Raw genomic sequence first — 24,805 nt, 5'->3', positions numbered from 1 at the left:
TGATGTGTACGCGGGTACGCAACGATGTGTACCCTCGTACACATGCCGGTCCCCATGCCCTGCGTGCTGCTCGCCGCCGCCATCGCCGCCGAGGTGGCCGGCACCACCGCCATGAAGTACAGCGACGGGTTCACCACACTGTGGCCCTCGCTGGGGACCCTCCTCGGGTACGCCATCGCCTTCACCCTGCTCGCGCAGACGCTCAAGTCGATGTCGGTCGGCACGGCGTACGCGATCTGGGCCGGGGTGGGCACCGCGGCCATCGCCGCGATCGGCATGGTCTTTCTGGGCGAACCCGCCACCGCGGCCAAGACCGCCGGGATCGCGCTGGTCATCGGCGGGGTGGTCCTGCTGAACATGGGCGGGGCGCACTGATGCCCGCGGGCGCGGGGGGCGTACGCCGTTACGATCCCGAGCGGCGGCAGCGGATCATCGACGCGGCGATCCGGGTGGTGGGCGAGAAGGGCATCGCGGGGCTGACGCACCGCAGCGTGGCCGCGGCGGCGGACGTACCGCTCGGCTCGACCACCTACCACTTCAAGACCCTGGACGAGCTGCTGGTGGCGGCCCTGCGCCAGACCAACGAGGGCTTCGCCCGGGCCATCGCGGACAGCCCCGCCCTGGCGGACCCCGAGGGCGACCTGGCGGCCGGGCTGGCCCGGGTGCTGGGGGAGGCGCTGGCGGGGGACCGGGGGCGGGTGGAGCTGGAGTACGAGCTGTACCTGGCCGCCGTGCGCCGGCCCGCGCTGCGGCCGGTGGCCGCGCAGTGGTGCGAGGCGCTGGCGGCGGCCCTGACGGAACGCACCGACGCGGTGACCGCGCGGGCGCTGGTGGCGGTGCTGGACGGGATCGGCCTCCAGGTCCTGCTGACGGGCGCCGCCTACGACGAGGCCTACGCCCGGACCGTCCTGACGCGAATCCTCAGCGGGGCGCCGTAGCCCGCCCGCCCGGGCTCCACCCGGGGGCGCCTTCCGCCTGCCCAGGCTGGGGCAATTTCAGCCTGCCCGGGCGTTTGAGGGCCCGCCGGAGGCCCGCGGCGGCGCGCGGGGTGTGCTCCTCAGGCCGGGCGGGTGCGGCCCGCATGCCCTCCGGGGGCGCCTCAAACGCCGGCGAGGCTGAGAGCCCCCGGTGGGGGCGTCGGGCGCCGGCGAGGGCGGGGGCGGGCCCCGGTGGGGGCGTCGGGCGTCGGCGGGGCTGGCCTCGGCACGCCGCCGTGCCCGGCCGGCTCCGTGGCGCGCGCCGCGACCGGCACATGAGACCGGTTCGCTCCCGCGGGCGGTCGCCGGTTAGGTTTCGGGCATGACTGCTACGCGTACCACCGGCGCCGTCGCCGCCGGACTTGCCACTCTCACCGCCGACGGCACCGTCCTCGACACCTGGTTCCCCGCCCCCCAGCTGGTCGCCGACCCCGGCCCGGCCGGGACCGAGCGCCTGACCGCCGAGCAGGCCGTCGAGCTGCTCGGCGCCGCCGCGCCGAAGGCGATCCGCAAGGACGCGGTCCGCGGTGTCGAGGTCGTAGCGGTCCGCACCGTGATCTCGTCCCTGGACGACAAGCCGCTGGACGCGCACGACGCGTACCTGCGCCTGCACCTGCTCAGCCACCGTCTGGTCAAGCCGCACGGCCAGAACCTGGACGGCGTCTTCGGCCTCCTCGCCAACGTCGCCTGGACCTCGCTCGGCCCGGTCGCCGTCGACCAGGTCGAGACCGTCCGCCTCAACGCGCGCGCCGAGGGCCTGCACCTCCAGGTCACCTCGATCGACAAGTTCCCGCGCATGACCGACTACGTCGCCCCCAAGGGCGTACGCATCGCCGACGCCGACCGCGTCCGCCTCGGCGCGCACCTCGCCGAGGGCACCACCGTCATGCACGAGGGCTTCGTCAACTTCAACGCGGGCACCCTCGGCACCTCCATGGTCGAGGGCCGGATCTCCGCGGGCGTCGTCGTCGGCGACGGCTCCGACATCGGCGGCGGTGCCTCCACCATGGGCACCCTGTCCGGTGGCGGCAAGCAGATCATCTCGATCGGCGAGCGCTCCCTGGTCGGCGCCGAGGCGGGCGTCGGCATCGCGTTGGGCGACGAGTGCGTCGTCGAGGCGGGCCTCTACGTGACCGCGGGCACCCGCGTCACCCTCCCGGACGGCCAGATCGTCAAGGCCCTGGAGCTTTCCGGCGCCAGCAACATCCTCTTCCGCCGCAACTCGGTGACCGGCGCCGTCGAGGCCCGCCCGAACAACGCGGTCTGGGGCGGCCTCAACGAGGTCCTGCACAGCCACAACTGAAGCCCAGCAGTCCTGACCTGCGGCTGAGCGGGCGCCAGTTGTCAACGCTGGTCACCATCGAGCGCTCTCCCACGGCCCCACCACGGCCCGGGAGGGCGCTCGCTTCGTGGTGGCGCGATCGTGAGGTCCACCGCCCGTCCTGCCGCCCCGACACCTGGTCCGCAGCTCCCGCCGGATCGGTCAGGAGCAGCCCTCGGGGACGCGTCCCGCTTCTCATTCAGGGGCGTGACGGAAATGGTCCTGGACATCGCATTCGGAAAAGACGTCCATGGTGAAGCAGACGACGGGGCTTGCCGGATCGCCGTAGACGACGACGTCCAGTGCGCAGGGGACGCCCTCGAAGGTGGCGTCGGCGTGCCAGCCGTGGTCTGCCCTGACCTCAGATGTCGAGCTGCTGTCGTCGGCGAAGGCCCAGGTGCCGCGGGCGCTCTCGCCGAGCTGAGTGCAATGCGACGTGATGTCGGTCCTGTCGAGTCCGCTGGCCGTGAAGGTCCCGTCCGGTTCGAACTGAACAGAAGCCCCGCCCGAGCTGGACCAGTTCCCCGCGAGCGCGTCAGTCGAGATGTCGACTTCGGGGACACCGCAAGCCGCCGCGAGGAAAAGGGCTGAGCATGTCAGGGCAGTCCGCGTGCCGAGCGCTCGTGATCGCTGATTCCTGCGACTGGCCATGCCCACCCCTGCGTCGATCGATCCCTCTCGGGCACAGGCACAGTAGCTCTTGGCGGTGGAGCGGCTTCGAGCGAGACCCGCGGACGACGAAGCCCGTCGGCCGGAATGCGGCCGACGGGCTTCGTCGTATCAGCGTGTGCCGGCGTGAGTCCGCGGCGTCAGCGGTGTCAGTGCAGCGGGATCGTGCGGACCAGACCCGCGAAGGCCTGCTGCTCCGCCTCGGTCAGTTCGACGCTCTCCAGCGGGTGCGCGCTGGAGCCCCGCTGGGCCGGGATGACCGACAGGCCTTCGAAGGCCCCTGGCTGGGCGTCGTGGAAGCGGCTGTCCCACAGCATGTGGCCCAGACCGAGCATCCAGACGAAGGCGGCCACGAGCAGGACGGCGACGCCGATTTCCTGGGCGACGGAAATGGAGGGGAACACGCGGTCCTCCAGCGAAGGGGGGTACAAGATCGGGCGTGGAGATACTCAACACCACACATCGCGGATTGAGTAGAGGTGTGTCCAGGATCACGCCAGGGCCGAAAGTCCCGATCTCGGGGAGGAAGGCCCCCCCCGTGCCCCCCGTGCCCCCCCGCACCGCCCGCGCACGGGCCGCGCGCCGGATTACGGGCGGAAGCGCAGCACCTGCGGGTCGTGGTCGCTGTTCTGCGCGGCGAACTCGGCGTTGATGTGCACGCTGTCGTAGGTGAAGGCCTTGATCGCCGGGCTGGTCAGGATCTGGTCCAGCACCTGGGCGTTGCCCTGGTACACGTACGAGTAGCGCTCCGCCTTCGGCAGCGACTGGATCGCCGGGTACAGCGCCCCGCCGTCCGTCAGCGCGGTCGTGGTCGCCGAGAAGTCGAAGTCGTTGATGTCACCGACGGCCAGCACCTTCGCGTCCTTCTGCGTGGCCAGCAGGCTCTTGACGAAGGCGTTCACGGACTGCGCCTGGAGCAGCCGCTTGGCCTCCGAGGAGCGCACCGGGGGCTGGTGCGACGAGGTCAGGCCCTCGTCGCCGCCCTTCGAGGCGAAATGGTTGGCGATCACGAAGACCGTCTTGCCGTGGAAGACGAACTCCCCGGCCAGCGGCTTGCGGCTGTCCACCCAGGCCGGGTTCGCCGGGTCGATCCGGCCGGGGGAGTGGGTCAGGGCCGCCTGGCCGTTCTCGCCCGCGGTCACGCCGGTCGCGGTGAACGCGTCGCCCGCGGCGCGGTCGGTGAAGGAGACGCGCAGCGGGTTGAAGAGGAAGACCTGGCGGATGTTGCCGCCGGGCTCGCCGCCGTCCTTGTTGTTCTCCGGGCTGATCGAGCGCCATTGGTAGGCCGGGCCGCCCGCGGCGGAGATGGCCGCCGTGAACTTCGCGATCGTCTGGTCGGCGTCGACCGTGCCGTCGTTCTTCGCCCCGTTGTTGTCCTGGATCTCTTCCAGGGCCACGACGTCGGGGGAGGCGAGGTTCTCGACGACGGCCTTCGCCAGGTTGTCGAACTTCGTCTGCGGGTCGGTCGGGTCGAGGTTCTCGACGTTGTACGTCGCCACCGCCAGCTCGTCGGCGGCCTGGGCCTTGGTCTTCTCGGGGGCGAGGGTGCCCGCCTTGACCGTGCCGAGGGTGCGGGCCGCCAGCGTGTAGCCGCCGAACTGGTTGAAGTCCAGCGGACCTTCGGTGGTCCCGGTCAGCTTGTCGCCGACGTTCGCCACGGGGAAGGGCTGCGTGGCGACCGGGGCGAGCTGCTGGACCTGGATCCGGCCGGTGTTCTGGGACTCGTACGAACCGTAGAGCGTGCCACCGCGCTTGAGGGTGTTCTCCCAGCCCTTCACGGTGACCCACAGCTCCGAGTGCGGGTCGGTGGCGCCGACCACGCGCGAGGTGCCGATCTTCACGTTCATGCCCTCGAGCGACTCGTAGAAGTCCAGGGCGTAGCGCGAGGGGTCCAGGGTCAGGCCGTTGACGCTGCCCGCCGCGGCCGGGTCGCCCGCCGGGGCGTACTCCGCCGGGACCGAGTACTCGTTGAGGACGGCCGCCTCGGGCAGCGAGTTGCCCGAGGAGACCACGGTCACGACCGGCTTGGCGATCTGCGTCACCGACTGGTTGCCGGAGGCCGCGCCGCCGGGGACGTACTCGCCGACCGTGCCCGAGACCTTCACCGCGTCGCCGACGGCGACGGTCGGCGCCGAGCTGGTGAAGACGAAGACGCCCTCGCTGGTGGCGGCGTCGTCGTCCGCGTCGGGGTCCTGGATCCAGAAGCCGCGCGAACCGTAGGTGCGCACGCCCGTCACGATGCCCGCGACATCGGCGACCGGCTTGCCGTTCAGAGGGGATATGCGGGTGGTGCCCTGGATGTCGTGGATGCGTACCGGGTCGGCGGCCGCGGCGCCTTCGGCGGCATCGGCTGAGCCGGCGAGCAGGCCGGTGGCCAGAGCGGTGGCCACGAGGGCCGCGACGGCGGCGGAACGGGGATGCGTAGAGCGCATGGGCGGGAACTCCGGTGTGTGGGTGGGCGAAGCGGAGTGGCAGCGCGATCCGTTCGGGATCCGGGTGGGATTCCGAACAGATCTACGCGCGTCAATTTCGTTGGTGGCCAGCGAAGTTGTCAAGGCCTCCAGGGGATACGGCGGCTGACTGTGGGATGAACCAAAGGCGCCGGGCCCCGGTGAACCCCGGAGGAGCCGGGGGAGCCGCCCCGATACGTCTACGCTGGTGGGCGCTCTCACACAGTTCACGCGAGGAGAACCACCCCCATGTCCGCTGACGCGCATCCCACGTTGCCGCCGGTCCGGCTGCACTCCGAGGCGGAACTGGCGCGCGACGCCCTCGTCGCACCGCTGTTCGCCCGCGCCGTACGGCTGGCCCGCTGGGCCACCCCCGGAACCCCGGTCGGCCCCGGCGGGGAACTCCTGGCCGACCGGCTGCCCGAGGCGGCGCGGCTGCTCGGACTCGCCGACGACGCGGACGGGACGGCGTACGCGGGCGAGGCCTGGCGGGTGGCCGTCGACACCGGCCTCATCGAGGTCACCGACGCCGAGGACATCGAAGCGGGGGACCCGGGAGCGGAAGTCGTCGCGGACGACGGCCTGCCGGAGGCCTTCGGGGTCGCCGGACCGGGCGACGACCTCGCCCTGGTGACCGGCGGCGCGCCCGGCGACGTACTGGACCTGTGGCTCGCCGCCCTGGACGCGGTCCTCGCGGACGCCGCCGTACCCGACCTGGACGACCTCGTCGAAGCCCTGGACGCGGGCGGCGAGATCGACTTCACCCGGCTCGACTGGAACCCGCAGCGCGAGGCGGACTTCCTCGACGGGGTCCTCGCCAACCTGTACCTGCTCACCGTCGCCGAGGGCGGCGCCGGAGCGGGTCCGGTGCCGCTGCCCGTGCTGGCCGCGTCGATGGTCGTACCCGACGGCATGGCCGAGCCCAGCAACGAGGTCCTGGAGCAGGTCTCGGACGCGATGATGCGCCTGGACGACCAGTTCCGGCAGCTGGAGCCCATCGGACTGGTCGAGTTCAAGCCCGTCGACGAGGAGCTGATGGCCGAGGCCGACGACGAGGAGCTCCTCCCGGAGCCCGACGACGAGGACGTCTCCCGGTACGGAATGGTCCGCCTGACCCCCCTCGGCCTCTACGGCATCCGCGCGCGCATGCTGGAGGCCGGGGTCGAGGCCCCCGCCATCGGTGACCTCGCCGACAAGGGCGCCGACGCCCTGCTCGACACGGTCGCGGGCTACCCCGAGGACGCCGCCCAGGCCGAGATCGAGCAGTGGTTCGAAGGCCGCGAACTCCCCGCCGCCGTCGCCGACCTCCTCGCCGCCGCGCGCGGCGCGGACGCGGGCGGCCCGCTGCGCCGACTGCGCTGCCAGCAGGCGCTCGCCACCGCCGGACCGGCCGCGGAACCGGTGGTCCGCGCGGTCCTGGACGACCCCGAACTCGGCGGACTCGCCCGCGTCTGGCTCGCCGAACGCGGCACGGGCGACGTCCCCGCGCCCTCCGAGGCCATGGTGTTCTGGCTGACCGTGGACACCATCGCCGCGCAGCTCGCCGACGACGGCGAGTCCGACGAACTGCCCGCGCTGATGGAGAGCCTGACCGCTCATCACACCGGTTTCTTCGCCACGGCGTGGCGGGTGGAGCACCCGGCGACGGCCCAGGTGCTGGAGGCGATGGGGCGCCTGCACCCGGACCGCAAGTCCGCGAAGGAGGCCCGCAAGGCCGCGTTCAAGGCGCGCTCACGGCAGTCCTCGGGCGCGTAGGTAGGCCCCGGGGCGGGGGCGCGGGGGCGCAGGGCGGGAGGGCGGTGGAGGGAGAGGGTGCGCCGTACGGCGTAAAGGGCGGCGTAACGCGCCGTTCCTGGGCGTGAGTCGGCCAAACGGCCGGGGACAAGGGGACCATTCCTCTTGGCGGGGAAGTCAGCCGCCGTTCACGTGCGGGCGGGAGTCTGGCCCCGCCGACCGTACGATCCGCACCCCTCCCCGCTCAGGAGCATTGATGCCGCTCAGCCGCAGAGACTTCACCGCCCGTACCGTCCTCGCCGGAGCGGGCGTCGCCCTCACCGGTACGGTCGGGGCGCTGGCCACCGCCCCGGGAGCCCTCGCCGCCGACGACACCGCCCGCCACGACCCGCAGGGCCGCCCCGGGCAGCCCGGGTACGGCCCGCTCGTCCCGGACCCGGCCGGGATGCTGGCCCTGCCCGCGGGGTTCTCGTACCGCGTCGTCACCCACAGCGGGGTCACCCGGCTGGACTCGGGCGAGAGCACCCCCTCCAACCACGACGGCACGGCCGCCTTCGAGGGCCACCGGGGGGTCACCCTCCTGGTCAACAACCACGAACTCAAGGGCAAGCGCGCCGACTGGGCCCACCCCGTCCCGCTGACCGAGGGCCTCGTCTACGACCCGGCCGCGGCGGGCGGCTGCACGGTCGTCGAGGTGCGGCGCGGCGGCGAGGTCGCCGAATGGGTCGGCGTCGCCGGTACGTCGACCAACTGCGCGGGCGGGGCCACCCCCTGGGACACCTGGCTGACCTGCGAGGAGACCGAGGACCTCGCGGGCAAGAACGGGATGACCAAGGACCACGGCTACGTCTTCGAGGTCGACCCCCACGACCGGCGCGCCAACCGAGACCCGAAGCCCGTCAAGGCCTTCGGGCGGTACGCCCACGAGGCCGTGGTGATCGACCCGCGGAGCGGCCACGCCTACCTGACCGAGGACGCGTCCGGCCCCAACGGGCTGCTCTACCGCTGGACCCCGCCGCAGGGCTTCCGGCACGGCCGGGGCAAGCTGCGCACCCTCGCCCCCGACGCGGGCGTGCTGGCCGCCGCGAAGTGCTTCGACAAGGCCGGGCAGTTCGTGGACGACCTCTCGCGCGCCACCAAGGTGGGCACCGTGTACGGGGTGGACTGGGTGGAGGTCACCGACCGCGACGCGCGGACGATGTCGGTCCGCAAGCAGTTCGGGACGGGCGCGGTGACCCGGGCCCGCAAGCTGGAGGGCATGTGGTGGGCGGACGGGGGCACGTACTTCGTCTCCTCGTACGCCCGTGCGGAGAGCCCGGGCGTGGCGCACGACGGCCAGGTGTGGTTCTACGACGCCAAGCGGCGCACGATGCGGCTGATGGTGATCCTCGGGGTGAACGCCACGCCCTCGGCGGACGGAGCCCTCGACGGCCCCGACAACATCACGGTCTCGCCGTACGGCGGCCTGATCATCGCGGAGGACGGCTCCGGTCTCCAGCACCTCTTCGGAGCCACGGAGGAGGGGCGCACCTACCCGCTGGCGCGCAACGAGCTGAACATCGGGACGGCTGCGGAGCCCGAGTACTCGGAGTTCACCGGGGTGTGCTTCTCGCCCGACGGGCGGACCCTCTTCGCCAACATCCAGGAGCCGGGGATCATGCTGGCGATCACCGGTCCGTGGCGGCGCAAGCACTGACGCGGTCCGGCTCCCGGCGAGGAGGCGTACGGGCCGGGAGCCCTGGCCCGCACGCGCTCGTACGGGGGTCCGGGATGCGGTGGATGCGGTGACCGGGGACGGTTGCCGCGGGCCGGGCCGGGCCGGGTCGGCGCGGCGCGGGCCCGGGTGGTGGTGGCGGGGTGGTGACGACGGCGGCGGGCTACGGGACCGCGGAGCCGACTTCCTCGCGGCTGCCCGCGGCCCATTCGCCGAGCAGGAACTCGTACGCCTCGGAGGGCCAGTCGTCGGCCACACCGATCTCGACGAGGTGCCGAATCGCCTCGTTCGCCTCGGAGGCGGACGGGCGGGCGGGACCCGAAGTCGGGAGTCTCTCGTACATGAGGTCAAGGCTACGGGCGGGCACTGACAGCCTCCTCCGGTTAAAGGGTGGCATCGATCACCCCGGGATCCCGGCAGGAGGCGCTCAGCCCCCGCCCACCTGCGTCAGAGTGCCTGTGCGCCGGGTTTGACCATGCCCCGCACTGTGCGGGACTTCACAAAGTCCCCGATCGCCGTCATCTCCCATTCGCCGGAGAACTGCTTGACCAGCTTGGCCATCATCACGCCGGTCTGCGGTTCGGCGCCGGTGAGGTCGAAGCGCACCAGCTCCTCGCCGCTGGCCGCGTCGATGAGCCTGCAGTAGGCCTTGGCCACCTCGCTGAACTTCTGGCCGGAGAAGGAGTTGACCGTGAAGAGCAGGCCGGTGGCCTCGGCGGGGATCCGGCCCAGGTCCACGACGATGACCTCGTCGTCCCCGGCACCCTCGCCGGTCAGGTTGTCACCGGAGTGCTTGATGGCACCGCCGAGGATCGAGAGCTTGCCGAAGTAGCAGCTGTCGATGTGGTTGCGCTGCGGGCCGTACGCGATCACCGAGGCGTCGAGGTCGATGTCCCGGCCGCCGTACGCGGGCTCCCAGCCGAGCCCCATCTTGACCTGGGACAGCAGCGGGCGGCCGCCCTTGACGAGGGACACGGTCTGGTTCTTCTGGAGGCTGACCCGGCCCTTGTCGAGGTTGACCTTGCCGGAGCCGGGAGCGGGGGCGGCGGCCACCGGCGGGGCGGGCGGTGCGGGCGGGGTGGAGGACGGGAACAGGGCGGCCGCGACGGGCGAGGCCACCGGGGCCGGGGCGGTCACCGGGGCCGGGGCGGCCGGCGTCGGGGCGGCGACCGGGGCCTGGGCGGCGGGCTCCTCGTCCACGGAGACCCCGAAGTCGGTCGCGATCCCGGCGAGGCCGTTGGCGTACCCCTGGCCCACGGCGCGGACCTTCCACACGCCGCCGCGCACGTACACCTCGACCACGACGAGCGCGGTCTCGGTGCCCAGGCGCGGCGGGGTGAAGCTGGCGATCACGGCGCCGCCGTCGGCGTCGCGCACGGTGGCGGTGGGCTCCACGCCCTGGAAGCTCTGCCCGGCGGCGTCGGGGCTGGCCGTGACCACGATCCGCTCGATGCCGGGCGGCACCGCGGAGGTGTCCACGGTGATCGAGTCCGGCGCCGTGCCGCCGCCCGAGCGGTAGCTGACGCCGGGGCCGGAGGGCTGGTTGTAGAAGATGAAGTCGGCGTCCGAGCGCACTTTGCCGTCCGCGGCGAGCAGCAGCCCGGATACATCCAGCCGTACCGGAGCAGCCACGTCCACCGTCACGCGGACGGCATTGAGCGGCAGGTTCGAACCAGGGGTCATAGCGGTCATGCCCCGACAACGACCGAAGGCCCTTTGCCGTTCCCTTACCCGCGTCCTTTGGTGGTGCGACCCGTGGCGGCGCGTCCCGCGGCGGCCCGGGCTTCGGCGGCGCGGCCCCGCCGGGCACCCGAGCCCCCCCGCTACCGCTGGTTGCGCGGGTGGCTGCGCGCCGTCCGCTCGTTGCCGAACTTGTACGCGCCCGTCCAGCGGGCCATGACCAACTGCGCGTCACCCGACCCGGCCTCGCCCAGGAACTTCACCGCCCGGGCGCCGCGCAGGGTGCTCGCCCCGCGGCCCTGATGGGTGATGACGACACTGCCGTCGCCGCGCTGTTCGTACGTGAATCCATGAGGTCTCGGCATGCCCGCAGCCTGCCCCGCGCGGGGCAGGGCGGGCAATGGGGTTTGGCGCGCGGCCGGAGGCGCCGGTGGGCGGCGGGGCGCCGCGGCGGGGTCCGGCCGGACGGGACTGCGACGCGCCCTACGCGCCCTACGCGCCCGCCGGGCCGCCCGTCACCAGGCGCGGCAGCCCCAGCGGGTTGGCCTCGCGCAGCTCCGGCGGCAGCAGCGGGTCCGGCACCGACTGGTACGCGACCGGCCGCAGCCACCGCTCGATCGCGGTCCCGCCCACCGAGGTCGAATGCGAGGTCGCCGCCGGGTACGGGCCGCCGTGGTGCTGGGCCGGAGCGACCGCGACACCGGTCGGCCAGCCGTTCACCACGACCCGCCCGGCCAGGCCCGTGACCTGCCCGATCAGTTCCGTCGCGGGGCCCGGAGCGCCCTCGGTCTCGGCCGCCGACAGCTGGAGGGTGGCGGTGAGGTTGCCGGGGAGCCGGTCCAGGACCGAGGCCGCCTCGCGCTGGCCGTCGTACCGCACGACGACCGTGACGGGCCCGAAGCACTCCTCGAACAGCGGCTCGTACGCGGCCGGGTCGGCCAGCAGCCGGTGCGCCGCGACGGCCAGGTAGCCCGCGCCGACCGTGTGCGCGCCGCCGGAGCCGGGTGTGACCGGGGCGTCGACCCCGGGCAGCGCGGCCCGCTCCTGGACCCCGGCGACGAAGTTCTCCCGCATCCGGTGGTCGAGCAGCACCCCCGGCTCGGTCTCGCCGAGCGCCTTGGTGAGCGCGTCCGTGAGCCGGTCGCCGTCCGCTCCCGCGGGTACGAGGGCCAGCCCGGGCTTGACGCAGAACTGGCCGACGCCGAGCGTGACCGAGCCCGCCAGCCCGGCCCCGATCTCCTCGGCGCGCTCGGCGGCGGCCGCGGGGGTGACCACGACGGGGTTCAGGGAGCCGAGTTCGCCGTGGAAGGGAATGGGGACCGGCCGGGCGGCGGCCGCGTCGAACAGGGCCCGGCCGCCCCGGATGGACCCGGTGAACCCGGCGGCGGTGACGAGCGGGTGACGGATCAGCTCCAGGCCCGCGTCGAACCCGTGCACGACGGCGACGAGTTCCGGCGGCAGCCCGACGGACTCGGCGGCGCGGCGCAGCAGCGAGGCGCACAGTTCGGACGTGGCGGGGTGGTCGGGGTGCGCCTTGACGACGACCGGGCAGCCCGCGCCGAGCGCGCTGGCGGTGTCGCCGCCGGGAACCGAGAAGGCGAGCGGGAAGTTGGAGGCGGCATAGACCGCGACCACGCCGAGCGGCACCTTGAAGCGGCGCAGCTCCGGGCGGGGCGGGCTCAGCGAGGGGTCGGCGCGGTCGATCCGGACGTCGAGGTACGAGCCGTCCTCGACGGCGTCGGCGACCGCGCGCAACTGGTAGGTGGTGCGGGCCAGCTCGCCGGTGAGGCGGCCGGGGCCGAGCGCCGTCTCGGCGTCGGCCGCCTCGACGACGTGGGCGGCCGAGGCGTCGAGCAGATCGGCCGCGGCGCGCAGGAATCCGATCCGGGCGGCGCGGTCGGCGAGCGCGCCGCGGGCGGCGTGGGCGGCCCGTACGGCCTGGTCCACCTCGTGGGGCGTGGCCTCGACCGCGACCTGTTCGCGTTCCTTCCCGGTACGGGGGTCCACACTCCAGACTGGGGTTCCTGCCATGGCGCACTGCCTCCTGAGGTCTGGCTGTGGATCGTCCAGTCGTTCAGTACTCTGAACGCCGTTCCGGTGGATGAATGATCACATCCGCTGTGGACTCTATTTCCGTGTCTTCGGGGTTGACAAGACAAAGGGGCGAGAACGCGCATGGCGACAGCCGAATCGGGGGGTACGGCGTTGGCGGGTCCGACGGGTCCGACGGGTCCGACGGGCGCGGAGAGTACGGAGAGTGCGGCGGGTGGTCCGGCGGGGGCGGCGGCCGGTGCGCCGGTGAAGTCCGCGGAGCGGACGGTGCGGTTGCTGGAGCATTTCGCGGCGCGCCCCGGTCCGCACAGCCTGGCGGACATCCAGCACGACCTCGGACTGCCCAAATCCAGCCTGTACATGCTGCTGCGCACGCTGGTGGGCCTGGGCTGGGTGGAGACGGACGCCTCGGGGACGCGGTACGGGATCGGCGTACGGGCGCTGCTCGTCGGGAGTTCGTACATCGACGGGGACGAGGTGGTCGCGGCCGCCAGGCCCACCCTGGACCGGCTCTCCGAGGGGACGACCGAGACCATCCACCTGGCCCGGCTGGACGGCACGAGCGTGGTGTACCTCGCCACGCGCCAGTCCCAGCACTACCTCCGCCCCTTCACCCGGGTCGGGCGGCGGCTCCCGGTGCACTCGACCGCGCTCGGCAAGGCGCTGCTGGCCACGCACACCGACGGGGAGGTGCGGCGACTGCTGCCGGCGCGGCTGGAGCCGGTCACCCAGCACACGATCACCGACCGCGAGCGGCTGATCGAGGAGCTGGCGCTGGTGCGCGAGCAGGGGTACGCGGTGGACCGGGAGGAGAACACCCTCGGGCTGCGCTGCTTCGGGGTGGCGGTACCGTACCGGACCCCGGCGCGGGACGCGGTGAGCTGCTCGGTTCCGGTGGCACGGCTGACGCCGGGGCGCGAACAGGCCATCAAGGCGGCCCTGTTCGAGGCCCGCGACCGGCTGACGGTCGTGACGCGCCGGATGTGAGGCGGGGGGTCTCCCCCGCGCGGGGGAGACGGTTCACCTTCACGGGGGAGGCGCCGCGTCCGTCCTCACGGGACCGTGGAGCCATGACCACACGAGCCAAGCGCACCGGCACCGCCACCACACGAGCCGCGCGGTCGCGAGCCGCGACCACACGAACCGATCAGCCGCGATCCACGACCCCGCGCGCAGCGCGGCCGACGGAGCCGATGCGGGAGACGCGGCCGACGGACCCGACGCGGGAGGCGCAGGCGGTGGGGCCGGCGCGGCCGGAGGATCCGGCGGGCCCCGCACCACCCGCTCTGGGTGCGGGGCGCCGGGTCCTGCGCGTGGTGGCGCTGGCCGCCACCGCGCCCTATCTGGCCCTCAAGGCCGCCTGGGTGGCCGGGAGCACCATCGGCATACCCGACGACAGCGTCTTGCGGGATGCGGGGCCGATCCTCCTCGTGGCCAACTCCGTCACGCTGGCGATGGACGGGTGCGTGATCCTGCTCGTCCTCGTACTGACCCGCCCCTGGGGTGTCCGGATACCGGCCTGGCCGCTCGCCCTGCCCGTCTTCGTGGCCACCGGACTGCTCACCCCGATCCTCATCGGGTTCCCGGGCCAACTGCTCGTGGGGGCGCTGGGTGCGGCAGGGGGGCCGACCATGCCGCAGGCCACCCCGAGGCCCTTCCTCGACGCGTGGGTGTTCACCGTCGTCTACGCCGGCTTCACCGTTCAAGGACTCGCCCTGGCCGGGCTGTTCGTGCCCTACGCGCGTCAGCGCTGGGGGCACATATGGCGGGGCGTACCGGATCAGCGGCTCCCGCCGTCCACGGGGGTGGTGGCGGGAGCCGCGGCGATGGCGGGTCTGGTGATCTGTGCGGCGCACCTGTACTGGGCGTGCGGGGGCTCGGCCGGGCTCGGCGCGGCGCGGGGCGCCGAGCGCACCGGGGACTTGAGCGTGGTGTCGGTGGCCCACGCGGCGTGCGCGTTCGCCGCGGGTGCGGGAGCGTTGCTGCTGGCCCGGGGCCGGAGCCGGGCCCGGGGCGGGGGCGGGGGCGGGGGTGGCGAGGGCTGGGCGAGGTGGCCGCTGGCCCTCGGCTGGGTCGGCTCGGCGGCGACGCTGTGCTGGGGAGGCTGGATGCTGGTCACGTCACTGGGCGGGCAGTTCGAGGGCGAAGGGGGGACCACGAGCGTCATGTACCTGATCTACGCTGGCCAGATGATCACCGGATTGCTGGCGGCCGCCGTGCTCACCAGGTTCCTCACCGCCGGGCCCGCAGCCCGGGGATCCCTCCCGTACGCGGCCCGCCGCGCCGACCGTTCGGCGTGAGGCCTGCCGGGGTCCGGGCCGGACTGTCGAGGGGAAGTCTGGCGACGGCGGGGCTGAGATGGGTGCACCTGGTGCTCGGTGGGGCGCTGTTGATGCCCTACTTCCTGCTGGCTCAGGTGGTGGTCGGGGTCGTCTCGGGCGGGGTCAATGCCCTCGCCTCCCTCCCGCTCAGCCTGGTCGCCTATGTGGTGGCGCTGCCACTGGCGGCCGTCAGCGCGGTGTTCCCCCTGGTCAGGCCGATGTCGGTGGCCGCGGTGCGAGCCCTGTGCGGGGTGCCGGAGGAGCGGCTGGCCTCGGGTCCGGGCCGGTCCTGGGCGGCGCGGGGGCGGGCCTCCGTCTGGTGGACCCTGCACCTGGGCGTCGGGGCGCTGGTGAGCGGGATGACCCTGGCCGTGCCGCCCATGGCCGTGATGCTGGTCGTCCTGCCGGTCGTGAGCGCGCTGCGGAAGCCCCCGGTGGGTCTCGGCTGGTTCGGCACGCAGGCCCCGTTGTACGTCGCCCCCTTCGCCGGGGTCGGCCTGCTGGCCGGGCTGGGGCTCTGCGCGGTGGGGGCCGGGGCCCTGCTGGCCCGGGTGGCGCCCGTACTCCTCGGGCCGACCGCGGCGGACCGGCTGGCCGCCGCCGAGGAACGGACCGCCGACCTCGCGGTGCGCAACCGGCTGGCCCGGGAACTGCACGACGCGGTGGGGCACGCGCTGAGCGCGGTCACCCTCCAGGCGGGGGCGGCGCGGCGGGTACTGGACACGGACCCGGAGTTCGTCCGGGAGGCGCTGGCCGCGATCGAGGACACCACGCGCCGCACGGTGGGCGAGCTGGACACCGTCCTGGGCCTCCTCCGCGACGGGGACGGCGTGGGCGGGGCGGGGGGAGGGGGCGAATGGTCCGGCGCCGCCCCCGCCCCCACCCTGGCCGCCGACCTCGAGGGGCTGCTGGCCCGGTGTCGGGCCGCCGGGATCCCCATCACGGTCCGCCAGGATCCCGGGCCCGTGGGCGACTGGGGGCAGCTGCCCGCGATCGTGTCCCGGGAGGCGTACCGGATCGTCCAGGAGGGCCTGACCAATGCCCTGCGGCACGGAGGCGGCCCCGTCGACCTGCGGATCCTCGTACACGACGAGGGACACGGGCGCGGGCCCCGAGGCGAGCACGACCTACTGCGTGAACTGGAGCTGAGCATGACCAACCCCCCGGCAGGCCCCGCGGGTCCCGCGGGTCCCGCGGACGCGACGGGGCGGGAGCCCCGCACTGGTGGGGGCCGCGGTCTGCGGGGTTCCGCCGAGCGCGCCGCCCTGCTGGGGGGCCGCGTGGAGGCGGGCCCCCGGCCGGACGGGCACTGGCACCTGCGCGCCGTCCTTCCCCTCGGCGGGACCCCCCGATGACCGCGCCAGCGGGTCCCGGGCAGGGAAACGGGGCGGGGAGCGGGGCGGGGCTGCGGGTCGTGGTCGCCGACGACGAGCGGATGGTCCGTACGGCGTTGCGGGTCATCCTCGACGCGGAACCCGACCTGAACGTGGTCGGGGAGGCGGCGTCCGGGGCCGAGGCCCTCTCCCTGGTGCGGGCGCTGGCCCCCGATGTCGTCCTCATGGACGTCCGGATGCCGGGGATCGACGGCATCCGGGCCACCGAGCAGATCCTCGCCACCATGGCGGAGCCGCCCCGGATCGTGGTGGTCACCACGTTCGAGAACGACTCGTACGTGTACGACGCGCTGCGCGCGGGCGCCGCGGGGTTCCTGCTCAAGCGCGCCCACCCGGAGGAGCTGATCGGCGCGGTGCGGCTGGTCGCCCGGGGCGACTCGCTGCTGTTCCCGGCGGCCGTCCGGGCGCTGGCCGCCGCCCACGGCGCCGGCGGTCCGGCCACCGCGTCCTGGGCGGCCCGGCTGACCGACCGGGAGGCGGAAGTACTGCGGCTGATGGCCACCGGACTGTCGAACCACGAGATCAGCGAGCGGCTCGGGGTCGGCCCGCAGACGGTGAAGACACACGTGGCGGCGGTCCTGGCCAAGACCGGCTCCCGCGACCGGACCCAGGCGGTGATCGCCGCCTACGAGGGGGGCTTCCTCATGAAGAAAAGCTGAGAACCCCGCCACAATCGGGGCAGAGTGGAACGACCGGCACCGCTGGTGCGTCATTCCCAGAGATGAACAAGACGATCAGGCGCGCGTCGGTCTTCTGTCTGCTTCTGGTGCTTGCCCTTCTGGTGCGGGTGACCTGGGTGCAGGCGTACCAAGGCCAGGCCCTCGCAGACGACACGCACAACCGGCGGAACATCATCGGGCAGTACGAGAACCCGCTGGGCAACATCATCGTGGGCGGGGAGGCGATCACCGGCTCGACGAAGACCGAGGGGAGCAAGGACTTCGGGTACAAGCGGACCTACAAGGACGGCCCGCTGTACGCGCCGATCACCGGCCACACCTCGCAGGTGTACACCTCCACGATGCTGGAGGGGATCTACAAGAACATCCTGAACGGCTCGGACAACCGGCTGAAGTCGTTCATGGACGTCCTCACGAACAAGCGGGCGGCCCCGGGCAACGTCCTGACGACCATCGACAAGGACGTCCAGAAGGCCGGGTACGACGCCCTCCAGGGCAAGCAGGGCGCGGCCGTCGCGATCGACCCGGGCACCGGCGAGATCCTCGGCATCGTGAACAATCCGTCCTACGACCCGGGCAGCATCACCGGCAGCGGCAAGGACGCCGAGGCGGCCTGGACGAAGCTCTCCGAGAACAAGGGCGAGCCGATCCTGAACGTGGCGCTGCGCAAGCCGCAGGCGCCCGGCTCCACCTTCAAGCTGGTCACCCTGGTGGCCGCGCTGGAGAACGGTCTGTTCAGCTCGATCGACCAGCCGACCGGCATTCCGGACCCGTACACGATCCCGGGCACCACGACCGTCCTCAAGAGCGAGGTCGCCACCCCGGGCTGCAACAACGTGACACTGCGCGACGGCCTCAAGAAGTCCTGCAACAACGTGTTCGCCGAGCTGGCCTACCGGCTCGGCCAGGACAAGATGCGCGCCACGGCGGAGAAGCTCGGCTTCAACGCCGACACCAAGATCCCGATCGGCACCTCTCCGACGAGCAAGTACCCGTCGAAGAAGATGTCCAAGGACCAGGTGGCGCAGACGGGCATCGGCCAGTTCGACGTCCAGGCCACTCCGCTCCAGATGGCGATGGTGACGGCCGCGATCGAGAACGACGGGAAGCTCGTCGCCCCGCACGTGGTCTCCGAGGTGACCGACTCCGACGGCAACGTCCTGGAGAGCTTCAAGGACGCGAAGTCCCAGCAGGTCATGAGCGAGAAGACGGCCACGATGGTCCGCGACGCCATGAAGACGGTGGTGTCGGACGGCGGCGGCAAGCCCGCCAAGGTGTCCGGGGCCGAGGTCGGCGGCAAGACCGGCACCGCGCAGCGCGGCGTCAACAACAGCCTCGCGCCCCTGGCCTGGTTCACGTCCTACGGCAAGACGAGCGGCGGCAAGCAGATCGTGGTGGCCGTGATGGTCGAGAACTCGGACACGGACCGTTCCGAGATCGGCGGCGGTCTGCTCGCCGCGCCCGTGGCGCAGAAGATGATGGAGGCGTGGCTCAAGAAGTAGCCGCGCCACCGGCCGCGCCGCCACCGGCCGAGCGGGCGCCGAGCGGCCGCTGGAGCCGCAGCCGCGAGCACGCGACGTACTGAAGTGCGAACGCGCCGGGAACCGCCACGGTCCCCGGCGCGTTGTTTTCCCCATGATCAGAACCGCGCTTCCCGCCGATCTCGACGCGATCGCCGCCCTGCACACCCGGGCCCGCGCCACCTACTACCGGGGCCGGATCCCCGAGGACGCCTACGCGGGCGGCGCCGAGCTGGCCCGTACGCGCGAGGGCTGGTCGCGCGCCGTCGCGCGCGGCGGCGGCGACCGGGGCGACGGCGGGGTGCTCTGCGCCGAACAGGACGGCGAGCTGACCGGGGTGGCCGCCTTCCGCACCACGGCCGGCGAGACCACCCTCACCCAGCTCCACGTGGACCCCGCCCACTGGCGGCGCGGCACCGGCGCCGCCCTGCACGCCGCCTGCCTCGACCGCTGGCGCCGGGCGGGGGTGCCCCGGGTCCGCCTCGAGGTCTACGAGCACAACCTGCGCGCCCAGGCCTTCTACGCCGCCCACGGCTGGCGCCCCGACCCGCAGACCCTCCAGGCGGGCTCGCACCGCACCCTCTGGCTGACGGTCCCCGCCGACGCGGAAGCCACGGTGCCCGCCGACGCGGAAGCCGGCGTCGCCGCCGACGGAGGCGCCGACGGGGAATGAGTCGCACGGGCCGGGCGTTGTGCCCCCGGGACGGCGGAGGTGACCCCTCCGCACCCGCGACAGCCCATCCCGGACCCGGAGAGAAGAAGGATCATGCGCGTCGAGATCTGGAGCGACATCGCCTGCCCCTGGTGCTACATAGGCAAGGCCCGTTTCGAGAAGGGGCTGGCCGCCTTCGCGCACCGCGACGAGGTCGAGGTGGTCTTCCGCTCTTTCGAGCTCGACCCGAACAGCGCCAAGGGGAGCGTCGCTCCCGTCGTCGAGATGCTGGCCAAGAAGTACGGCCGCACCGTCGACGAGGCGCGCGGCATGGAGGAGCACGTGGCCGCGAGTGCCCGTGCCGAAGGGCTGGCGTACCGCACCGAGGGTCGTGACCACGGCAACACCTTCGACATCCACCGCCTGCTGCACCTGGCCGCCGCCCGTGGCCGCCAGGAGGAGCTGCTGGACCTCGCCTACCGGGCGAACTTCGCCGAGGAGCGGTCCGTCTTCGATTCCGCGACGCTCCTCGCGCTGGCCGTCGAGGCCGGGCTGGACGAGGCGGAGGCGGGCGCGGTGCTCGCCGACGCCACCGCCTACGCCGACGCCGTACGGGCCGACGAGCGCGAGGCCGCCGAACTGGGCGCGAACGCCGTGCCGTTCTTCGTCCTCGACCGGCGCTTCGGGATCTCGGGCGGCCAGCCCGCCGAGGTGTTCACCCAGGCACTGGAGCAGGCGTGGGCCGGTCGTGAGGCGGTGGAGACCTCCGCCGCGGCGGAGGCCTGCGAGCCGGACGGCGCGTGCGCGGTGCCCGGCCAGGCCTGAGCCACCCGCCCGAGCCGGAGCCGGCCCGGCCCTGGGTGGCTCAACCCGCCATGGACGCCGGGTGGTCGCCGGGGCAGAGTGGGGGCATGGATCTTGCCCTCGCCGACGTGACCGGTGCGGAGTTCGCGCACACCACCACCTACCTGAACACCGCCACCTGCGGCGTGCTCCCGCGCGCCGCGGTGGCGGCGGTGCACGCCTTGGCCGACGCGGCCGGGGCCGGGCATCCCGCGGGCTTCGGAGACTTCGAGACGGTGGGCCGGGTCCGCGAGGCCTTCGCGCGCCTGACCGGGGTCGCGCCGCAGCGGGTGGCCCTCGGTTCGGCCGTCTCCACCCATGTGGGGCTGATCGCCGCCGCGCTGCCCGCCGGGGCCGAAGTGGTCCTGGTGGAGGACGACTTCGCCTCGGTGCTGAACCCCTTCGTGGTGCGGGGCGACCTGAAGCTGCGGTTCGTGCCCCTGGAGTCGGTCGCCGGAGCCGTGTGCGCGGGGACGGCGCTGGTCGCGCTGAGCGCCGTCCAGTCCGCGGACGGGCGGGTGGCCGATCTCGCGGCGGTCCGCGAGGCGAGCACCGGGTACGGGGCGCGGATGCTGGTGGACGCGACGCAGGCGGTCGGCTGGCTGCCGTTCGACGCGTCGCCGTACGACTACACGGTGACCGCCGGGTACAAGTGGCTGCTGGCCTCCCGCGGGGTCTCCTACCTGACGGTCTCGGAGGAGGCGCAGGAGACGCTGGTGCCGCTGCACGCCGGATGGGTGTCGGCCCATTCGGTGTGGGACTCCATCTACGGCCCGGGGGCGGAACTGGCCCACGACGCGCGGCGGTTCGACGAATCCCCGGCCTTCCTCGCCTACCACGCGGCCGAGCCCGCGCTGGCCCTGCTGGAACGGGTCGGCATCGAGGCGGTCCACGCCCACGACACCGCGCTGGCCGCCCGCTTCCGGGCCGGCCTGACCGCCCTGGGCCACGAGCCGGTACCGGGCCGCGCCCCGATCGTCTCGGTCCCCGGCCTGGCCGACCGCCGGGCCGCCCTGCTGGCGGCGGGCATCGTGACGGCGGCCCGCGCGGGGGCGCTGCGGGCCTCGTTCCACCTGTACAACACGGAGGCGGACGTGGACCGGGCGCTCGACGCCCTGTCCACGCCCGCCTGATCCGACCAGCCCTGATCCGACCAGCCCCGATCCGCCTAGCCCCACGCCGCGCCGGCCGCCTCCAGGGCGGGGGCGGCCGGGACGGAGAGGGCCGCGGCCAGCGCCGACAGCGAGGCGCGCACCACATCGAGCGAGGCCGCCGGACCGTAGTGGTTGACCCGGATCATCTCCTGGGCCAGCGCCCCGCCGCCCGCGGCCAGCGGGACCCGCGGGTCGGCCGCCAGGGCCTTCGCGGCCACCGCCGAGGCGTCGGCCACCCGCAGGGTGGTGGCGACCGGGGCCGCGTCGCCCGCGTCGTGGACGTACGGGGCCACTCCCAGCGCCACCGACCCGGCCCGGGTCGCGGCCGCGGCCGCCGCGTGGCGGGCCGCGGCGGCCGCCGGGCCCTCCTCGGCGATCCGGGCCAGGCAGGCCTCCAGGGCCAGCATCTCCAACTGCGCCGGAGCGTGCGGCAGCGTCGTGCGGCCGCCGTCGATCCAGCGCTCCTTCCAGTCCAGGAGCGAGAGGTACGAGCGCCGGGGCGCCGCCGGGTTCCGCGCGAAACGGTCCCAGGCGCGCTCCGAGACCGACACGGCCGAGACCCCGGCCGGTCCGCCCATCGCCTTCTGCGCGCCGATCACGCACAGGTCCACGCCCCACGCGTCCGGCAGCAGCGGCTCCGCGCCCACCGAGGCCACCGCGTCGAGCATGAACAGCGCGCCGTGCTCCCGCACCACCTCGCCGATCTCCGCGACCGGGTTCGTGTTCCCGGTCGCCGCCTCCGCGTGGACGAGCGAGACGAAGTCGGTCTGCGGGTGCGCGGCGAGGGCCCGCGCCACCTGCTCCGCGCTCACCGCGGTGTCGAAGGGCACCGCGAGGTCCACCACCGTCGCGCCGCAGTCGCGCAGCCAGTTGCCGAAGGTGGTCCCGTACGGCCCCGTCACGATGTTCAGCGCGGTCGAACCGGGCCGCGCCCCCGACCGGATGCAGCCCTCCAGCGGCAGCAGTGCCTCGCCCTGGGTGATCACGACGTCCTGGCGGGTGGACAGGAGGTCCGCGACCCCCCGTTCGATCGACGCGAAGCGCTCCGCGGTCAGCGGCGGCAGGTCGAGCAGAGGGTGGGGCGCGGTGCTGGTCACGGTGGTGCTCTCTTCGTTCGGGGTTACCGCCAGAGCGTACCGAGCGGGTGGCTACAGTGCGGCCATGAGCGATGTGCTGCACGTGAAGGGGCGGGTGCTCGTCGGGCCGGACGAGGTCCGCGACGAGCTGTGGGTCGTCGGCGGCCGGATCTCGTACGAGCGCCCGCGCGCCGTCTCCGGCGCGCACGAGGTCACCACGGTGACCGGATGGGCGCTGCCGGGTCTGGTCGACGCGCACTGTCACGTGGGACTGGACGCGCACGGTCCGGTCGACGACGCGACCAGCGAGAAGCAGGCCCTGACCGACCGTGAGGCGGGCACCCTGCTGATCCGGGACGCCGGTTCACCGTCCGACACCCGCTGGATCGACGCGCGCGAGGACCTCCCCAAGGTGATCCGGGCGGGCCGCCACATCGCCCGCACCCGCCGCTACATCCGCAACTACGCCCACGAGATCGAGCCCGCCGACCTCGTGGAGTACGTCGGCCGGGAGGCCCGGCGCGGCGACGGCTGGGTGAAGCTGGTCGGCGACTGGATCGACCGCGAGGTCGGCGACCTGACGGCGTGCTGGCCGCGCGCCGAGGTCGAGGCGGCCATCGCCGAGGCGCACCGGCTCGGCGCGCGCGTCACCGCCCACTGCTTCGCCGAGGACTCGCTGCGCGATCTCGTCGAGGCGGGCATCGACTGCGTCGAACACGCCACCGGCCTGACCGAGGACACCATTCCGCTCTTCGCCGAGCGCGGGGTGGCGATCGTGCCGACACTGGTGAACATCGCGACCTTCCCGAAGCTCGCGTCGGGCGGCGAAGCCAAGTTCCCCCGCTGGTCGGCCCATCTGCGGCGGCTGCACGAGCGGCGCTACGACACGGTGCGCTCGGCGTACGACGCGGGCGTGCCGGTGTACGTCGGTACGGACGCGGGCGGTTCGCTGCCGCACGGGCTGGTCGCGGCCGAGGTCGCCGAGCTGGTCAAGGCCGGGATCCCGGCGTCGGCCGCGCTGTCGGCGACGGCGTGGGGGGCCCGCGCCTGGCTGGGCAGGCCCGGCCTGGAGGAGGGCGCTCCGGCGGACCTGGTGGTCTATGGATCGGATCCGCGCGCGGATGTGTCCGTGCTGGCCGCCCCGCGCCGGGTGGTGCTGGCGGGGCGCATCCGCGGCTGAGGGGCCGGGACGGGGAGCCGTGACCGAGGGACCGTGACTGGGGGGCCGAGGCTGAGGGACCGTGACTGGGGGCCGAGGCTGAGGGGTTGCCCGCGGCGCCCGGTTGACGGGGCGTGACATTCCCGTACGCCTGGTCGTTGTGCATGGCCGAAACCAGCCCCAAGCAACTGGAGCCAGCCGAGACCCGGTCGGAACCCCCCACTTGTTCGTGGCTGATGTGACGTCAGCGCACTCCTGGTGCCTCAGGATTCGAATATGTGCGTGGAAACCACCCTTTGGGGTGAACTCACGTCAGGTTGTCACTCATTCACTCTCAGTGCGTAAAGCTTTCGGAGTCTCAGTCGTCGGCGCCCGCGATGTCCCCCATCGGCGGCGCGACGGCTCCCATCTCCCTGGGGGTTCCACCACCTTGAACAGCAACACCTTCCGCATGCCCGCGGCCGTCCTGCTCGCCGCGGGAGCGGTCGCCCTGCTCACCGCGCCCGCCGCCCACGCCACGGGCGGCTCCGGCGCCGGGAACACGGGCACGAACACGGGCACGGCGGGCGCCGTCGTCCTGCGCGCCGGACTCGACGTGGGCCTGCTCAACAAGACCGTCCACGTGCCCCTGTCCGCCACCCTCAACGAGGTCAGCGCCCCCGCCGACGCCGCGAAGACCGCCCTGACCGTGACCCTCGACGGGGTCGACCAGGGGCAGCCGGTGAGCGTCCTGCGCGCCGACGTGGCCACCTCCAAGGCGACGGCGGACCGGACCGGGGCCCGCGCCGAGGCCAACCTCGCCCACGCCAGGGTCCATGTCCCCGGCCTGCCCGCGCTCTCCCTGATCGAGGTGGAGAAGGTCACCTCGAAGGCCGTGTGCGAACCGGGCCGCACGCCCGTGGCCACCTCGAACGTGCTCGGCACGGTGACCGCGCTCGGCAAGAGGATCACCCTCTCCGCGGGCGGCCCGACCCGGGTGGAGGTCCCGGGCGTGGGCGAGGTCTCCCTGGAGCTGTCCGGTACGCGCACCACCTCGACCACCGCCGCCGCCGCGGCCCTGCGGCTCAAGGTGTCGGTGAACCCCGGCAAGCTGAACGTCGCCGAGGTGACCGGAGAGGTCGTCCTGGCCGAGGCCCACTGCACGGCCCCGGCCGGTCCCGCGCCCTCCGGCGCCCCCTCCACCGCGCCCTCCGGCCAGGCCTCCGCGAAGCCCGCCGCGGTCGCCGACGTCACGCCGCAGTCGGGCGGAACCGGAACCGGAAGCGGGGCCGGCGCCGACCTGGCCGAGACCGGCGCCGGTTCGGCGACCCCGTACGTGGCGGGCGGCGCGCTGCTCCTGCTGGGCGCGGGCGCCGCCGCCCTCCTCCTGACCCGCGCCCGGGGCCGCGGCCGGATCCAGTAGCGCGCCG

23 protein-coding genes are annotated in these 24,805 nt (G+C 73.6%); 15 read left to right on the top strand and 8 right to left on the bottom strand.

The window, feature by feature from the left end; translation table 11 throughout:
• The first annotated feature begins 54 nt into the window (after positions 1 to 54).
• From QMF80_RS10885 to dapD, 3 genes are all read left to right on the top strand, one after another.
• Positions 55 to 375 carry a DMT family transporter gene (locus tag QMF80_RS10885; RefSeq protein ID WP_283452150.1) on the top strand — a complete coding sequence of 107 codons (321 nt, stop codon included), beginning with the start codon at positions 55 to 57 and terminating at the stop codon, positions 373 to 375.
• Entirely contained in the window at positions 375 to 938 is a 564-nt protein-coding gene (locus QMF80_RS10880; RefSeq protein WP_283452040.1) for a TetR/AcrR family transcriptional regulator, read from the top strand. Before QMF80_RS10885 ends, QMF80_RS10880 begins: the two co-directional genes overlap by 1 nt.
• 361 nt (positions 939 to 1,299) lie before the next feature.
• Positions 1,300 to 2,280, top strand: a complete 981-nt coding sequence (gene dapD, locus QMF80_RS10875; RefSeq protein ID WP_283452039.1) for a 2,3,4,5-tetrahydropyridine-2,6-dicarboxylate N-succinyltransferase — start codon at positions 1,300 to 1,302, stop codon at positions 2,278 to 2,280.
• A 213-nt stretch (positions 2,281 to 2,493) separates the two neighbouring features.
• Here dapD and QMF80_RS10870 read toward each other — a convergent pair whose 3' ends face one another.
• The 3 genes from QMF80_RS10870 to QMF80_RS10860 form a co-directional block, all read right to left on the bottom strand.
• On the bottom strand, positions 2,494 to 2,949 hold the full coding sequence (locus tag QMF80_RS10870) for a hypothetical protein (RefSeq protein ID WP_283452038.1): 456 nt from the start codon (positions 2,947 to 2,949) through the stop codon (positions 2,494 to 2,496).
• A gap of 167 nt (positions 2,950 to 3,116) precedes the next feature.
• Entirely contained in the window at positions 3,117 to 3,371 is a 255-nt protein-coding gene (locus QMF80_RS10865) for a hypothetical protein (protein WP_283452037.1), read from the bottom strand.
• A gap of 183 nt (positions 3,372 to 3,554) precedes the next feature.
• Positions 3,555 to 5,399: a DUF8508 domain-containing protein gene (locus tag QMF80_RS10860; protein ID WP_283452036.1), complete on the bottom strand. Its 1,845-nt coding sequence runs from the start codon at positions 5,397 to 5,399 to the stop codon at positions 3,555 to 3,557.
• Positions 5,400 to 5,666: 267 nt separating this feature from the next.
• On the opposite strand from QMF80_RS10860, the gene QMF80_RS10855 reads away from it, so the two are divergent.
• Both QMF80_RS10855 and QMF80_RS10850 read left to right on the top strand, forming a co-directional pair.
• Positions 5,667 to 7,172, top strand: coding sequence for a hypothetical protein (locus tag QMF80_RS10855; protein ID WP_283452035.1), 1,506 nt, complete (start codon positions 5,667 to 5,669; stop codon positions 7,170 to 7,172).
• Positions 7,173 to 7,407: 235 nt separating this feature from the next.
• The gene (locus tag QMF80_RS10850) at positions 7,408 to 8,847 is read left to right on the top strand and encodes an alkaline phosphatase PhoX (protein ID WP_283452034.1); all 1,440 of its coding nucleotides are present in this window, start codon (positions 7,408 to 7,410) and stop codon (positions 8,845 to 8,847) included.
• Positions 8,848 to 9,028: 181 nt separating this feature from the next.
• Here QMF80_RS10850 and QMF80_RS10845 read toward each other — a convergent pair whose 3' ends face one another.
• From QMF80_RS10845 to QMF80_RS10830, 4 genes are all read right to left on the bottom strand, one after another.
• Positions 9,029 to 9,208 carry a hypothetical protein gene (locus tag QMF80_RS10845; protein ID WP_283452033.1) on the bottom strand — a complete coding sequence of 60 codons (180 nt, stop codon included), beginning with the start codon at positions 9,206 to 9,208 and terminating at the stop codon, positions 9,029 to 9,031.
• A gap of 104 nt (positions 9,209 to 9,312) precedes the next feature.
• A complete protein-coding gene (locus tag QMF80_RS10840; RefSeq protein ID WP_283452032.1) occupies positions 9,313 to 10,557 on the bottom strand; it encodes a TerD family protein in 1,245 nt (414 codons plus the stop codon).
• 131 nt (positions 10,558 to 10,688) lie between these two features.
• A complete protein-coding gene (locus QMF80_RS10835; protein WP_283452031.1) occupies positions 10,689 to 10,910 on the bottom strand; it encodes a hypothetical protein in 222 nt (73 codons plus the stop codon).
• 127 nt (positions 10,911 to 11,037) lie between these two features.
• On the bottom strand, positions 11,038 to 12,576 hold the full coding sequence (locus QMF80_RS10830) for an aldehyde dehydrogenase (NADP(+)) (protein ID WP_283452030.1): 1,539 nt from the start codon (positions 12,574 to 12,576) through the stop codon (positions 11,038 to 11,040).
• Positions 12,577 to 12,843: 267 nt separating this feature from the next.
• Here QMF80_RS10830 and QMF80_RS10825 point away from each other — a divergent pair, with 267 nt between their 5' ends.
• The 8 genes from QMF80_RS10825 to QMF80_RS10790 all read left to right on the top strand — a co-directional run bounded on the left by QMF80_RS10825 (position 12,844) and on the right by QMF80_RS10790 (position 21,140).
• Positions 12,844 to 13,584 carry an IclR family transcriptional regulator gene (locus QMF80_RS10825; protein ID WP_283452029.1) on the top strand — a complete coding sequence of 247 codons (741 nt, stop codon included), beginning with the start codon at positions 12,844 to 12,846 and terminating at the stop codon, positions 13,582 to 13,584.
• 206 nt (positions 13,585 to 13,790) lie between these two features.
• Positions 13,791 to 14,897: a hypothetical protein gene (locus QMF80_RS10820; RefSeq protein WP_283452028.1), complete on the top strand. Its 1,107-nt coding sequence runs from the start codon at positions 13,791 to 13,793 to the stop codon at positions 14,895 to 14,897.
• Between the two features lie 92 nt (positions 14,898 to 14,989).
• Positions 14,990 to 16,273 (top strand): sensor histidine kinase, encoded by a 1,284-nt coding sequence (locus QMF80_RS10815; protein ID WP_283452148.1) that lies wholly within the window; start codon positions 14,990 to 14,992, stop codon positions 16,271 to 16,273.
• Positions 16,270 to 16,971: a response regulator transcription factor gene (locus QMF80_RS10810; RefSeq protein ID WP_283452027.1), complete on the top strand. Its 702-nt coding sequence runs from the start codon at positions 16,270 to 16,272 to the stop codon at positions 16,969 to 16,971. Before QMF80_RS10815 ends, QMF80_RS10810 begins: the two co-directional genes overlap by 4 nt.
• A 62-nt stretch (positions 16,972 to 17,033) precedes the next feature.
• Positions 17,034 to 18,494: a peptidoglycan D,D-transpeptidase FtsI family protein gene (locus QMF80_RS10805; RefSeq protein WP_283452025.1), complete on the top strand. Its 1,461-nt coding sequence runs from the start codon at positions 17,034 to 17,036 to the stop codon at positions 18,492 to 18,494.
• A 133-nt stretch (positions 18,495 to 18,627) separates the two neighbouring features.
• Complete coding sequence (locus QMF80_RS10800; protein WP_349372198.1) at positions 18,628 to 19,185, top strand: GNAT family N-acetyltransferase; 558 nt, start codon at positions 18,628 to 18,630, stop codon at positions 19,183 to 19,185.
• A 93-nt stretch (positions 19,186 to 19,278) separates the two neighbouring features.
• Complete coding sequence (locus QMF80_RS10795; RefSeq protein WP_283452023.1) at positions 19,279 to 19,989, top strand: DsbA family oxidoreductase; 711 nt, start codon at positions 19,279 to 19,281, stop codon at positions 19,987 to 19,989.
• Between the two features lie 86 nt (positions 19,990 to 20,075).
• Positions 20,076 to 21,140: an aminotransferase class V-fold PLP-dependent enzyme gene (locus tag QMF80_RS10790; protein ID WP_283452021.1), complete on the top strand. Its 1,065-nt coding sequence runs from the start codon at positions 20,076 to 20,078 to the stop codon at positions 21,138 to 21,140.
• A gap of 35 nt (positions 21,141 to 21,175) precedes the next feature.
• Here QMF80_RS10790 and QMF80_RS10785 read toward each other — a convergent pair whose 3' ends face one another.
• Positions 21,176 to 22,258 (bottom strand): pyridoxal-phosphate-dependent aminotransferase family protein, encoded by a 1,083-nt coding sequence (locus tag QMF80_RS10785; RefSeq protein ID WP_283452019.1) that lies wholly within the window; start codon positions 22,256 to 22,258, stop codon positions 21,176 to 21,178.
• Positions 22,259 to 22,322: 64 nt separating this feature from the next.
• Between QMF80_RS10785 and QMF80_RS10780 the strand changes: the two genes are divergently transcribed.
• Together QMF80_RS10780 and QMF80_RS10775 are read left to right on the top strand one after the other, a co-directional pair.
• Positions 22,323 to 23,417 carry an amidohydrolase family protein gene (locus QMF80_RS10780; protein ID WP_283452018.1) on the top strand — a complete coding sequence of 365 codons (1,095 nt, stop codon included), beginning with the start codon at positions 22,323 to 22,325 and terminating at the stop codon, positions 23,415 to 23,417.
• Between the two features lie 409 nt (positions 23,418 to 23,826).
• A complete protein-coding gene (locus tag QMF80_RS10775; protein WP_283452017.1) occupies positions 23,827 to 24,798 on the top strand; it encodes an SCO1860 family LAETG-anchored protein in 972 nt (323 codons plus the stop codon).
• The last annotated feature ends 7 nt before the right edge of the window (positions 24,799 to 24,805 follow it).

Origin of the sequence: Streptomyces sp. G-G2, assembly GCF_030063135.1 — a bacterium.
Lineage (GTDB): Bacteria > Actinomycetota > Actinomycetes > Streptomycetales > Streptomycetaceae > Streptomyces.
The sequence above is the reverse complement of the archived record's forward strand: the minus strand, read 5'-3'. Positions and strand labels throughout refer to the sequence as shown.

Coding starts and splice junctions, on each gene's coding strand:
- QMF80_RS10885 (WP_283452150.1), top strand. CDS start 55: ATGCCCTGCGTGCTGCTCGCCGCCGCCATCGCCGCCGAGGTGGCCGGC.
- QMF80_RS10880 (WP_283452040.1), top strand. CDS start 375: ATGCCCGCGGGCGCGGGGGGCGTACGCCGTTACGATCCCGAGCGGCGG.
- dapD (WP_283452039.1), top strand. CDS start 1,300: ATGACTGCTACGCGTACCACCGGCGCCGTCGCCGCCGGACTTGCCACT.
- QMF80_RS10870 (WP_283452038.1), bottom strand. CDS start 2,949: ATGGCCAGTCGCAGGAATCAGCGATCACGAGCGCTCGGCACGCGGACT.
- QMF80_RS10860 (WP_283452036.1), bottom strand. CDS start 5,399: ATGCGCTCTACGCATCCCCGTTCCGCCGCCGTCGCGGCCCTCGTGGCC.
- QMF80_RS10855 (WP_283452035.1), top strand. CDS start 5,667: ATGTCCGCTGACGCGCATCCCACGTTGCCGCCGGTCCGGCTGCACTCC.
- QMF80_RS10850 (WP_283452034.1), top strand. CDS start 7,408: ATGCCGCTCAGCCGCAGAGACTTCACCGCCCGTACCGTCCTCGCCGGA.
- QMF80_RS10845 (WP_283452033.1), bottom strand. CDS start 9,208: ATGTACGAGAGACTCCCGACTTCGGGTCCCGCCCGCCCGTCCGCCTCC.
- QMF80_RS10840 (WP_283452032.1), bottom strand. CDS start 10,557: ATGACCGCTATGACCCCTGGTTCGAACCTGCCGCTCAATGCCGTCCGC.
- QMF80_RS10835 (WP_283452031.1), bottom strand. CDS start 10,910: ATGCCGAGACCTCATGGATTCACGTACGAACAGCGCGGCGACGGCAGT.
- QMF80_RS10830 (WP_283452030.1), bottom strand. CDS start 12,576: ATGGCAGGAACCCCAGTCTGGAGTGTGGACCCCCGTACCGGGAAGGAA.
- QMF80_RS10820 (WP_283452028.1), top strand. CDS start 13,791: ATGCGGGAGACGCGGCCGACGGACCCGACGCGGGAGGCGCAGGCGGTG.
- QMF80_RS10815 (WP_283452148.1), top strand. CDS start 14,990: ATGCCCTACTTCCTGCTGGCTCAGGTGGTGGTCGGGGTCGTCTCGGGC.
- QMF80_RS10810 (WP_283452027.1), top strand. CDS start 16,270: ATGACCGCGCCAGCGGGTCCCGGGCAGGGAAACGGGGCGGGGAGCGGG.
- QMF80_RS10805 (WP_283452025.1), top strand. CDS start 17,034: ATGAACAAGACGATCAGGCGCGCGTCGGTCTTCTGTCTGCTTCTGGTG.
- QMF80_RS10800 (WP_349372198.1), top strand. CDS start 18,628: ATGATCAGAACCGCGCTTCCCGCCGATCTCGACGCGATCGCCGCCCTG.
- QMF80_RS10795 (WP_283452023.1), top strand. CDS start 19,279: ATGCGCGTCGAGATCTGGAGCGACATCGCCTGCCCCTGGTGCTACATA.
- QMF80_RS10790 (WP_283452021.1), top strand. CDS start 20,076: ATGGATCTTGCCCTCGCCGACGTGACCGGTGCGGAGTTCGCGCACACC.
- QMF80_RS10780 (WP_283452018.1), top strand. CDS start 22,323: ATGAGCGATGTGCTGCACGTGAAGGGGCGGGTGCTCGTCGGGCCGGAC.